The sequence below is a fragment of the Ruegeria marisflavi genome (genome assembly GCF_025673445.1).
GTDB classification, from domain to species: domain Bacteria; phylum Pseudomonadota; class Alphaproteobacteria; order Rhodobacterales; family Rhodobacteraceae; genus Ruegeria_B; species Ruegeria_B marisflavi.
The window spans coordinates 23661-35718 of the sequence record NZ_JAOVQN010000025.1; the positions used below are offsets into that span (position 1 = coordinate 23661).

Below are 12058 nucleotides of genomic sequence, written 5' to 3' on the forward strand. Positions count from 1 at the left end.
CTTCAGTGATGGTGCACGAAGCCCGAGCCGAAAAGACCCTCGACGTTCTCCACACCCTTATTGTACTTTTCCTTAAAGTCGACGGACGCCAGCCTCTCTCCCGTGGCCAGATCATGAACCGTGATGGTGTGCGAGTTGATTGCTGCTATGAAGTCTACATCTGTGGGATCGCCATCTTCGGCATTGCCAAGGTTCAGCAGATTGTTCTGCACCGCGATCAGTTTCCGCCCTGATTTCGAGGTAAAGAAAATGATGTGATGCGCGCCTGGGTCGGCCTCAATGTCCGGCCCTGAAGACACCAACTCGGGCAGTTTTGACAGATGGTAGCGTTTCACCACCCCCGGCAAAGCATGGGAAATAAACAATTCGTCCTCGTTGCCGTAAAACTCAAGCGGTACCGCAGTCCCGTTTTGTGCCCCGCTGTAGACGACTTCCGGCGTTCCGAAGCTTTTCGCCGATGCGTCATAGGGGATTTTCCAGGTTTCGAAACCGAACATGGTGTTCACCAGAACAGCCGGTTCGATATTCTCATTCAGATCAGGGCGGGCAAAAAGCACCTCCACCGGCGAGGATGGAAAGTTCAACGGCTTTTCGTTTTCGACGACAATGTTTTCGATCGGTTCCAGCGTATTCAGATCGATGATGGCGACGCTGTTACCAACGCCGGTGGCCAGATCGGGATGCACTGTCGATGATACGACCATGCGGTCCTGAAAGGCCGAAATCCCGTGCGGATACATAATGAAGGGCTTGCCTTCGCCAACCTGGCTGCGCCGAGCCTCGATGATCTTCACGACCTCATTGGTCTGCGGGTCGAAAACACCGACCGTACCACCATCGTCGCCACCGCGCCCGGCCATGAATGTCACGAACATGTACTCGGCACCGTTTGATGTGTGCCACATTATGTCTTCGCCGACCATCTGCCCACCTGTCTCAAGACAAGTGAACCCGGTCACCGTCGGAGCCCCAGTCGCATCGCGTTCCAGCCCGACTTCGGCAAGGCTGCAAATCGGATCAAGCCCTGTGGCATACAGCCGACCGCTTGGGCTGTAGTACAGGTGGTGTAGCGGATGGACCAGGTCAGGCTGTTCTGTTTCGCTTAGTATGTCTCCGAAACGGTCTGATTCCGGATCCAGCTCAATGATCGCGATGCTGTGCGATGTGCCCAACGTTGGCAAGCCACGCAACAATACCATCGCTTGGCTTTCTTCTCGATCCTGAGCACGAAGCTCAAAAGGAAGAAAGCTAGCTACCAAAGTTGCGGCAATCACTGCAAAGCAATGTGCTCGGAAGTTAAGGGTAGTCATAGGTTGTCACCTCGCTTGGGTAATGGTGACCGCCCGAAGACCTCAATATCTGTTTCTGGCTCAACATAACACGACAGCGGAAGCGGAGGTAGCTTGTGTTTTAAGAAAAACTTCTCTTTCACGTATCCCTACCAGTCTCGCAAAGGGAGGATGATCTTTTGGTGCGGGCAGACCAAATGTAAATCAGTCGGCGGTGTCAGAAGGCATCCGATTCAGGCGGGCAGGGCGGTTTCGTAGCCTGACGGCATGCCGAAACGTGATCCGTTCAAATACTTCCACAGCAGCCCAGAAATCATCCGTCTGGCGGTGATGCTGTACGTCAGATTTCCCCTGTCACTGCGCAACGTCGAGGATCTGCTTCACGAGCGCGGCGTCGATGTCAGCCACGAAACGATACGGTTCTGGTGGCAAAGGTTCGGTCCGATGTTTGCGTCCGAGATCCGCAAGAAACGCGCCGATCGGCTTCGGTCCTGACCGCATGGGCGTTTGCACCTGGATGAGATGTTCGGGAAGATAAATGGAGAACGGCACTACCTTTGGCGGGCCGTCGATCACGCAGGTGAGGTTCTCGAAAGCTACGTCACGAAGACGTGGGATAAGAAGGCCGCATTGAAATTCTTCAGAAAATCAATGAAACGCCACGGTCGACCTCATGTTCTGGTGACTGACCAGTTGAGGTCCTCTACGGTGCGGCGATGAAAGACATCGGCAATGCCCACAGGCAGGAAACGGGCCGCTGGCTGAACAACAGGGGGGAGAACTCGCACCTGCCATTCCGACGACGGGAACGGGCGATGTTGCGGTTCCGTCGGATGCGAAGTTTGCAGCTTTTCGCCGCCGTTCACGCCTCGGTCTTCAACCATTTCAATGTCGATCGTAGCCTCACCTCACGAGCCAACTTTAAGCACCACAGCGCCGCCGCTCTCTCGGAGTGGCGTTGTCTCTGCGCGGCATAAAGGGCAGCTATCCTGTCGTCATGGAGACCGTTTCTCATCCGTCTGAAAGCCCCATTCTCTGTCCTCCGTTTCCTAAACATAACGGTGGACCATGTATGAACTGCCTTCCCCTGTAAGCGCTTTTTCGAGGCGACCCGTTTGCCCTGCTTCTATGTATTCGGTCTTTTCGCGGGGTTGGTTGGATCGCCCCTGACCAAGATGGGAAGTCGCGCGCCCTGTGTTTCATTACTTCACCGGCCTGAGCGGCCATGGTCCACCACAAACTGACAAGACGCCGATCGGCTGTTGGTCCATCTCTCCTTCGCTCGCAGGTTCCTTGTGTTCGATCCTTGGATCAGGTCGCGGTCAGTGCCGTTGGCATGTAACTTTCCTCTTTGGTCAGAACTGCCCAGGCGATCCTGGCCAGCTTGTTCGCTGCCGCCACTGCCGCGACATTCGCGTGGGTCCGCTCCTTTAGATCTTCCGCCCAGCAAGTGAGTGGTGAGGATCTGTCTCTGACCAGATGGAGAACCGTTCGGGCACCGTGAATGAACAGTTTCCGAAGATAGCTGTTCCCCCGCTTCGAGATGCCGATCAACTTGGCTTTTCCACCGGTCGTCACCTGCCGTGGAACCAGGCCGAGCCAGGCGGAAAGGTCACGCGCCTTGCGAAAGCTTTCTCCCTGACCGACCGCGGCAACAAGGGCAGTGGCGATCGCAGGACCTATGCCGGGGATGGTCATAAGACGCCGCATATCGGCATCTTTCCTTGCGATCGTCGCGATCGCCCTGTCCGGCTCGGCGATCCGGTCGTTGAGTCCATCCAACTCGCGGGCCATGTCCCGCAGCATTCCGAAGATGCGTGGTGACAGCTCACCCGCGTCCTCAGCGATCAGATCACGCAGCGCTCGCTGGAATGCATGTCGTCCTTTTGCCGGGCGTACGCTACGCTCCATGAGGAACCCACGGACCTGATTGAGCAAACGCGTACGTTCCTGGACCAGCCTTTCGCGGACGCGATGGATCGCTTGCAGGTCAAGCTGCTCTTCCGATTTAACGGTCACGAAAGTCATCGTCGGGCGGGTCGCCGCCGCGGCAACACCCTCGGCATCGCGGTCATCCGTCTTGTGGACCTTTACGTATGGCCGGACGTAGAGCGGCGACATCAACCGCGGCTCGTGCCCATTGGACAGGCAAAATCGCCCAATATGATGCGCCCCGCCGCAAGCTTCCATGGCGACGATGCAGGGTGGCAAGTCGGCAAGAAAATCCAGAAGGCGAAAACGCTGGAGGCGCTTGCGAAACACAACTTCGCCTTTCGCATCCAAACCCGCCAGGCTGCAAACCGTCTTGCCCAGATCAATCCCAATAACCGCAATATCCATCAGAATGCTCCTCTTCTCCACCATTCCTTGCAACCGTAGCTGCGTTTGGGTGGGAAGGCAGTTCATCCCATTAATTCAGATGGGGAGGCTCACTAGCTCCCGAAAAGAGTCTTCAGACCATGGGTTTTGCTATAAGGTGGGTAAGAGACTGGACCGGGCAACCGTTCGTTTCGTCAACGTGGAGGAAATCGATGGCCGATCCGAAGCTTGTTCAAGACATCGTTGAGGCGCTCGATATTCCAGGCGGGAGTACGGAAAAGCGGCCGGTTCATACTGTTGGCGTTGGGGTGACGGGACATTTCATGCCATCCCCAGTAGCAAAAGATTTTTGCGTTGCCGAGCATTTCCAGCCGCCGACCAATCCAGAAGGTGTCGCTGTGGACGTGCGGTTTTCCAACGGGATGGGTGTTGTGGCCGAACATGATGGATGGTCTGACGTCCGAGGAATGGCGGTGCGTTTTCACCTCAAGAACGGCAAGTCTACCGACTTGGTTGCCATGACGCTTCCGGTGTTCTTCGCGCCCACGCCCAAGAAGTTCCTCAAGTTCGCCCTCGCCGCGAGGCCGAAACCCTGCCAGCGCGAGACAGCCTGGCAGAAAATCAAGGATTATCTGCGTTTGGAGTTGCCGATGCCGGATCCCTATCAGGGGCAGACTGAACGGCCGAACGAGGAAGCGATCGCCTTTGCGAACAAACATGTCTGGGCACAACCTGCGGTCATCGATGCCTCTTCGATCGGTGCGCCGGTAAGCTACGTTCGCGCTGCCTATCATGCGGTGCATACCTTTGTGGTGACTGGCAAGGAGGAAGAGACGCGCTGGGTTCGGTTTACCTGGGCACCGATTGCAGGTGTCTTGAACACCAATCCATTGGAGCCGCCAAAAGACAAGTTCCTGAAACAAGACATGATAGACCGCCTTGCGGATGATCGCACCGAGCGGTTTTCGCTGGTCATGCATATCGGCGAAGAAGGTGACGATTTCAACGATTCCACCCGGCAATGGCCGCCGCACCGCAAGCGGGTCATGATGGGGACCTTGACCCTGAAGCATGTGCCAGAAGATCAGGAGGCGCATTCCGAAAAGCTGAGTTTCAATCCCTGGCATCTCACTCCGGGGATCGAACCGTCGGGGGATCCGATCCTGGATATCCGCAGGGATGTGTACGAATATTCCAGCAACCGGCGGGGCGGTATTCCCTGCCCCTTCAGTGGCGCGAAAGGGTAAGGCATGAACGAGGACGGCGGATGGCTGAACCGGTATATCAATAGCTTGCCGGAACGCGGCTGGTTTCAGTTCCTTTCCAAATATGTGGTCGTTCCCTATTGGGTCTGGCGAGAGGGCAGACCCAAACTGCCAGGCGGACCGCGCCCCTCGCCACAACCCAGCGACAGCACACAGCGAATGATGAACCTGCTGATGCCGCTCAGAGACACGTCGCCGATAGGGCGTGCAAAGGCGGTCATGGCTCTGGCCCAGAATGTGGACGAAATTTTTGCCGGTCTAGACAATGTGGGTACCGTGCACTCTGCTCGGTTCCTTCTGGTCGAAGATTATATCTGTATGATCTCCGTTTATGATGGGGATTTCAGCAATTACATCCGCGACTTCATCGCCACGATCGGAAGCGTTTTTGATGCCCTGATGAAAGAAGTAGAGGGCGGCGATAAGCTTTATCCTTGCGAGGAGAATGTCGAAGCTTTCATTGATTGGGTGCGGGCGCACGACCTGTTTCAGGCACCTGATTATCCGTTTGACCTGTTCGCCCTCCAGGATGTGCAGGCCGGAAGAAAACCGAACGATCCGCCGCACGAACTACAGTCACTTCCGCGCTCGCTGATCCTCCAACTGCATTCGAACCGCAATATCTCGCTCGGTGGTGGTTATCGCGGTTATCCCGGTTACTCGGCGGCACAGATAAGAAATAAACTCGGGGTGGGATGGTGATGTCCAACATTAATCCTGAAGACGATTTTGACGCCGAAAAGGTCCAAGGCAATATCCTGAGGGGCTACAAACACAACAACGTCCGCCACCTCATGCTGGAAGTCACCAACAGGGATGCAGCACGGCGGTTCCTGGCCGCTTCGGCCGATGGTACAGACGAGACTGTCCCGCGCATAACACGCTCGGCCAATTGGGCGCCCCCCGCTCCCGAGGTCTGTTTCAATATAGGAATTACGTTCGAAGGGTTGCGCGCCCTGGGTCTGCCAGCAAGCCAGCTTGCAACCTTTCCCACTGAATATGCCGAGGGAATGGCACAGCGCGCCGTTAAGCTGGGCGATTTCGGCGACAGCGCGCCTGAGAACTGGCCGAGCCCGTTCGACCAGCCCGACCGTATCCATATTGTTGCATCGATCTATTCCAACGATGTTGAGAAATTCGACCCGGTCGAAAAGCAAGTGGCGAAAGCGTTCACCGTTCTGGGCGTTCGCGATGGCCGCAACCTGCCCGAGGGCAAGGTCTTCTTTGGCTATCGAGACGGCATTTCCCAACCGCGTTTCAAGCATATCTTCGACCCCGAAATGGTCAACGTTGACGAACCCAAGGATCCTCTGGGCACCGCGCTATTGGGCTATCCCACACATTTCGAGGGTGTCGAATTCGCAATCCCAGAGCCCAAGGAGGTGTTTCACGACTGTTCCTTCAACGCGTTCCGGGTCTTGCAGCAGAAAACCGATGCTTTCGAGACTTACCTGAGCGAAGCTGCGGCGAAGCTGGAGAAACACCCCAAGCAGTTCGAACTTTTGCCCGAGGGGGCCGAGGCGAGTATCTGCGGCGGCATGAGCCGTCACGACGCCCTGCGCGAGGTGGTTGCCGCGCAGATGTGCGGGCGTTGGCGCAATGGAACACCCTATGAGTTGTCGCCGAATTCAGATGAGAGGGGAGATCTGTCGTTGACGAATTACGACTATACCCTCTCATCGCGATGCCCTGCCGGATCCCACATGCGACGGGCCAACCCGCGTGGTGGACCTATCGTGCAGCGGGTCTCGAACTACTCGCGCCGTATTGTCAGACGTGGGATGTCGTATGGGCCGGACCCGGAAACCGGCGAACACGGTCTGCTTGGCAATTTCATCGGCGCCAATTACGGAGCGCAGTTTGAGGCGGTCATGTGCGACTGGATCAACTTTGGGTTGCAAGACCCCAGAATTACCGGAACAAATGATCCGCTCTTGGGCGCAAACGTGCCTGAAACTAGCGCCTTTGAACTGACCTTGCGCGACGGCGGCCAAATCAGGCTCAGCGGTTTTCCCAGGTTCGTGATCACGCGGGGTGGCGCTTACACCATGTTGCCCAGTCTGCCTGCTATTCGCTACCTGGCCCAGCTTTCCGGCTAGGCCGCCAGTTCCGCCAGTGCCTCCTCGATCCTGGCCAGCATGGGCGAGGCACCGGTTGGCGCGATCAGGCGGTGCGCTGTCTCAAGATGGTGGATCGCGTTCTGGCTACGTTTCTTGGCCTTGCACAGCAGGCCAAGTATCATCTCGCCTCGGGCATAATAGTGGCCGTCCGTATCGAATTGCGGGTTCTCCCGTGCCTTGCTGATCAGCTCCTTGATTTGTTTTTCTCCCGTAATCATTACGCCCGCCAATGTTCGGAAGTTTCGCAGCAGCACGCCTAGCGAGGCACCACCTTCACCAGACAGGATTTGCATATAGACTTCGCTCAGCAAAAGCCTGTTCCAGTCGGCCCCGATCTGCATTCCTTCTGCTTCGCGCATGGCTATCGTATTCTTGATTTGTTGCAGCCCCTCGGCAATCTGACCTTGGAATGCGAGCCCTACGCCCAGCATTGTTTGCGGCACACCGCTGAACAGCGTACAGCCGTCGGCGGCACTTCTTTCGACATACTCCTGGACCGCCTCAAGCGCGCCGGGGCGCTCCAACGCGACCAGCGCGGCCACGCGCGAGGACTCGGCGATGGCAGTTTCGAACTCCGCTCGGGATAGACTCAAGGCCTCCTCGGACAGCTTCAACGCTGCGTCGTGATCATCGGTCACCACTGCGACCAATGCCTTCATCGCGGTGCCATAGCCCAAGGCGCGAGGGTCATTGTGCCGCTTGCCGAACTCGATCATGAGCTCGGCAGTCTCGCGGGCGCCGACAACACGCCCGCGCGTCAATTCGTTCCAACCGACCGTGGCCAAAAAGAAATTCTGAAGATAGGCATCATCGAAACTGGCTAAGGCCGTCTCGATATCCTTCTTCTTGGCCTCGAATTCAGCGTTTGAAATGGGCGCACTATAGATGGCCACGGAAAGCTCGTTTACCATGGCATAGGCGCGCGACTTGGGGTCGCCAAGGCGCTCTGCCATTTCAGTCAGTTCTCGCTGGACACGCAATGCCTCGTGAAACTGACTGTTGCAGACCAAACAGGAAACATAGTGGTGCAGGAACAGGACGTGGTCGCCATTGTCTCCGATCCTGTTCAGAACTGGTTCAATCCTTTTGGCCAGGTTGATCGTCGTCATGATATCAAGAGAGATATTCGAACAAAGCGCGTAATTGCCCAGAAACTCCGCAAAAGCAGCATCGCTGGCACAGTCAGGATCCTGTTCATAGAGCTGCAAGGCCGTCGCAAAGTAGCGATTGGCCTGATCGTGCGAGTAAGTTCCAAGACTCTTTGCCCCGGCAAGCGCCGTGTACCGAAAGGCCAGATCTGTTCGATCTGTTTGCAAATAATGATGGGCCAATGTCTCTGCCGTTTCCGGCAGCCGGTTGGCATTGCGCCTTTCCAAGGCCTCGGCAATGATCAGATGTAATTCGGCCCTTTGGTCCGACAACAGACTTTGATACACCGTGTCGCGAAGCAGCACGTGCTTGAACATGTAGTCCGATGAGTTCTCCCTGCGGTGTACGAGATCAAGGGCCTGAAGCCGTTCAAGCGTCGCGCCGGTTTGATCTGCATCCGGGACAACCATGGACAACAGGCCGGGATCGAAATGTCGCCCGATCGTGGCGGCCGCTTGCAAGATCGCGCGGTCTTCGGGGCGAAGCTGTTCGATCCGCGCTGAAAGAAGGGCTTGCATGCTGGATGGCAAGACGCCAATACCAGAGTCGGGATCGTATTCCACGTGGCCGTCGACGATTTTCAATGCGCCCTGTTCGCCCAGATAAATAAGGATTTCTTCGCCAAAGAGAGGGTTTCCGCCTGAGCGCTCGACAACCTCGTGGATCAGGTCTCCAGGCAGCGTTTCGACCTGCAACCGGCTTTGCAACAAGTTCCGAATATCCTCGTGCGAAAGCGGTTTGAGCGCGACGGTCTGCACAACCTCATTCTTGAACCAGTCCGGCATGTATTCCGGTCGTCGGGTGGTCAGGATCAACAGGTTGACGAACTCTTCTCCGCCAATCAACTTTCGCAGCATGTCTTCGGACGCGCTGTCGATCCAATGAATGTCCTCGACCAGCAGGATCACGGGGCCCATATCACATTGCGCCTTGAGCAGTGCAGGCAACAGGTCGCGTATACGCAACCCCACGAGAACTCCATCAAGGCCTTCAAGCGACCCCTCCGGGGGCACCAGTCCAAGAAGATTCATCAAGAGACCAAGATTCTCTTCCGTATACAACCGCCTGCGCTCAAGGCCCGCATGCAATTTGCCGGCGATTTCCTCTGGTTCATCTTCGTCCTGGATCCGGAATGAATTACGTACGACCTCGATGAACGGCAGAAACGGAACCTGCTGCCCGTCCGAGGTACAATGGCCGGTGAAAATCCTGGCCGGTTTTGATTTCTCGCTGCGCAGGAACTCGAAAATCAGACGTGTCTTGCCCAAACCCGGCTCAGCTACGAAATCGACTGCCCGCAACCCTGTCGCGCTCGCATCGAAAGCGTCGGCCAAGATGGAAAGCTCGGCCTCGCGCCCGATATACCGGGTCAAACCCCGCCTGACCGAGACATCAAATCGGGTGGTTCCCTCTCGCATGGACCGCAGTCGCCAAAGCTTTTGTTGCCGCGTCACGCCTTTGATCGTGTATTCGCCTTCAAAGCTCAGATCGGCGCGCCACTCGACCAGTCGCCGGGTGTTGTCGCAAATCAGGCAGCCGCCCTCTGGCGCCAGAGACTGGATGCGAGATGCCAGGTTGACCGTGTTTCCGACCGCCGTCAGTTCGCCCGCTTCTCCTTCGACCGCTGCGACCACCACGGATCCTGAGCAGACTCCAACGCGCATGATCGGACGCACGCCAAATCGCGCTTCGATGTTGTCGCCAGCTTCTGCAAAAGCTTCATGCAATGCCACAGCGGTCCTGCATGCCTTCAGGCCGGCCTCTTCAAGAGCAACCGGAACCCCAAAAATCGCCATGATACTGTCGCCGGCAAAACCTCTTACCGCGCCGCCGTTCTCTTGAACGACGGTGGTAAGCATTTCATAGAGCATCCGTGCAAAATGAACGGACTTCTCTTCGCCCAGCTTTTCGATTGTCGCGGTGTAGCCGACCATGTCGGTAAACAGTACCGACACAAGCCGCCGCTCAGGTGGGTGCTTTGACTCGTTTGTGTCGTTTGCGGCAGCGTTAACCATGTTAACGAAGGTTAACACGACAGGCGGTCTTCTTGCTACTCTCCATAAGGATAACGGCCCCATCCCCAGGGCCGTACGGTCAAGAGTGCCCGCAGGGCGCGGCGACACTCTTTTTCTCCTGACTTTGCCGACAGGTCAGGCGGTAAAGGCCAGCTTGAGGCCCGGACGCGGCCAGCGTGTTTTGTAGATTTTTCCGGTGCTCGAAGCGGTTATCCAGACATCACACATGTCTTCTCCACCAAAGCAGAGATTGGTCGTGAAAATGTCATCGACCGGCAGATGCTGCGTCGTCCCATCGAGTGAGAATATGGTGATGCCGCCGTTAAAGATCGTTCCGACACAAATGCGTCCGTCAGCCTCGACCTTGAGACTATCGAGCCACTGATAGCCTGGTAGGGTCTGAACAACTTTGCCGGGCATCGGTGGTACGGGGTCTGGTTTTTTCAACTCGCCGGAACCGACGATTTCCATGGACCAGAGGCGCCCGAAAACCGTGTCAGAGACGTAGAGCTTGTCGCCTTCGGGTGAAATGCCGATACCGTTTGCAGTGGGCACAATGGCCACGCGTTTCAGCATCGTGCCGTCTGTCTTGGCATAGTAGACTGACCCTGACTCGGTTGTCATTCCCTCTTGCATGCCGGTGTCCGTGAACCAGAAACCACCATCACTGTCGAAAACGATATCGTCGGGTGCGATCAGGCATTTCCCCTTGAATTTGCAGTAAAGCGTCTTGACCTCTCCGGTGTCCAGATCGACCCGTTGGATCGATCCGCCTTCGTAGTTTGGGCGCTCAGGCCAGGGTACGGTGATTTCCCGCTCCGGATTGGGGGTCTTGCCAGAACCCGGAGGCGCCAAGGGATCGATTTTCACGAAGGTGTAGACGCCACCGTTATTGCAGACATAAGCCGCACCATCGGGGCCAATAGCTAACCCGTTTGGCCCACCAGGCAGCTCGGCAACATTCACGATCTTGTTCTCTGGAGTTAACCGTCTGAGCAACTGGTCCTTGATGTCTACAAAAAGTACTGACCCATCGTTCATCGCGACTGGACCTTCTGGAAAGCCCAGCCCCTCGGCGACTGGCTCCAGATGGCCGTCTTCGATTGTCCTTAGATCTGACATGAAAGCGCTCCCTACTGACTTCGTTCTCGACATGCTGATACGGCGTCTTTGGTCGTCAACTGCCGCGCACAGTGGTCACGTATATTCAGTTATTAACGGATGTCGGACCACTCTAACCATGAACTAGGTCACTCACAACTGAAGTTTCGATGGCTTTGTCCGGTAGGTGGTCGGTGTCAGAAGGAACCTGGTTGAGCGGGGCAGGGTGGTCTCGTGGCCTCTGAGCATGCCGAAAGGTGATCCGTTCAAATGGCTTTGTCAGAGGGATGTCACGAAGACGCGGGACAAGAAAGCTGCCCTGAAATTCCTCAGAAAATCAATGAAACGCCACGGTCGACCTCATGTCCTGGTGACCGACCGGTTGAGTTTTTCGGTGCGGCGATGAAGGACATTGGCAATGTCCACAGGCAGGAAACGGGTCGCCGGCGGTGTCAGAAGGAATCCGGTTGAGGCGGGCAGGGCAGCCTCGTAGCCTCTCAGCATGTCGAAACGCGATCCGTTCACGTACTTCCACAGCACCCGCAACTGCCATTCCGACGACGAAAACGGGTGATGCTGCGCTTCATTCGGATGCGAAGTTTGCAGAAATTGGCTTCCGTCCGCGCCTCGGTCTTCAACCATTTCAACTCGGAGCGCAGCCTCACCAGCCGACGGAATTTCAAGTTGAACCGCTCTGCGGCTCTGGCCGAGTTGCGTAGGCTTGGCGCTGCCTGAGTTCCTGCGGTTCGTGGGAAACCGAGACTGGCTGGAATTTGTCTGACAGGTCGGTGGTTTGGACA

General features: G+C 56.5%; 7 protein-coding genes and 2 pseudogenes. 5 read left to right on the forward strand and 4 right to left on the reverse strand.

Translation table 11 applies throughout. The features are described from left to right. Positions 1-2: 2 nt before the first annotated feature. Complete coding sequence (locus OEZ49_RS19480; RefSeq protein WP_263389851.1) at positions 3-1310, reverse strand: hypothetical protein; 1308 nt, start codon at positions 1308-1310, stop codon at positions 3-5. A gap of 246 nt (positions 1311-1556) precedes the next feature. Between OEZ49_RS19480 and OEZ49_RS19485 the strand changes: the two are divergent. Then, positions 1557-2266 (forward strand): annotated as a pseudogene (locus OEZ49_RS19485) (IS6 family transposase). A gap of 334 nt (positions 2267-2600) precedes the next feature. Here the strand turns inward: OEZ49_RS19485 and OEZ49_RS19490 are convergent. Then, complete coding sequence (locus OEZ49_RS19490) at positions 2601-3629, reverse strand: IS110 family RNA-guided transposase (protein WP_263389852.1); 1029 nt, start codon at positions 3627-3629, stop codon at positions 2601-2603. A gap of 191 nt (positions 3630-3820) precedes the next feature. On the opposite strand from OEZ49_RS19490, the gene OEZ49_RS19495 reads away from it, so the two are divergent. From OEZ49_RS19495 to OEZ49_RS19505, 3 genes are read left to right on the forward strand one after another with little or no spacing between them, the layout of a single operon-like run. Then, on the forward strand, positions 3821-4855 hold the full coding sequence (locus tag OEZ49_RS19495; RefSeq protein ID WP_263389853.1) for a catalase: 1035 nt from the start codon (positions 3821-3823) through the stop codon (positions 4853-4855). Between the two features lie 3 nt (positions 4856-4858). Beyond that, a complete protein-coding gene (locus OEZ49_RS19500) occupies positions 4859-5575 on the forward strand; it encodes a hypothetical protein (RefSeq protein WP_263389854.1) in 717 nt (238 codons plus the stop codon). Further along, entirely contained in the window at positions 5575-6972 is a 1398-nt protein-coding gene (locus OEZ49_RS19505) for a Dyp-type peroxidase (protein ID WP_263389855.1), read from the forward strand. The genes OEZ49_RS19500 and OEZ49_RS19505 overlap by 1 nt, the downstream gene beginning before the upstream one ends. Here the strand turns inward: OEZ49_RS19505 and OEZ49_RS19510 are convergent. Both OEZ49_RS19510 and OEZ49_RS19515 read right to left on the reverse strand, forming a co-directional pair. After that, a complete protein-coding gene (locus tag OEZ49_RS19510) occupies positions 6969-10097 on the reverse strand; it encodes an ATP-binding protein (RefSeq protein WP_263389856.1) in 3129 nt (1042 codons plus the stop codon). The two genes, OEZ49_RS19505 and OEZ49_RS19510, sit on opposite strands and share 4 nt — an antisense overlap. A 195-nt stretch (positions 10098-10292) precedes the next feature. After that, positions 10293-11279, reverse strand: a complete 987-nt coding sequence (locus tag OEZ49_RS19515) for an SMP-30/gluconolactonase/LRE family protein (RefSeq protein WP_263389857.1) — start codon at positions 11277-11279, stop codon at positions 10293-10295. Between the two features lie 268 nt (positions 11280-11547). Here OEZ49_RS19515 and OEZ49_RS19520 point away from each other — a divergent pair. Then, positions 11548-11993 (forward strand): annotated as a pseudogene (locus OEZ49_RS19520) (DDE-type integrase/transposase/recombinase); the annotation flags it as partial. Positions 11994-12058: the final 65 nt, after the last annotated feature.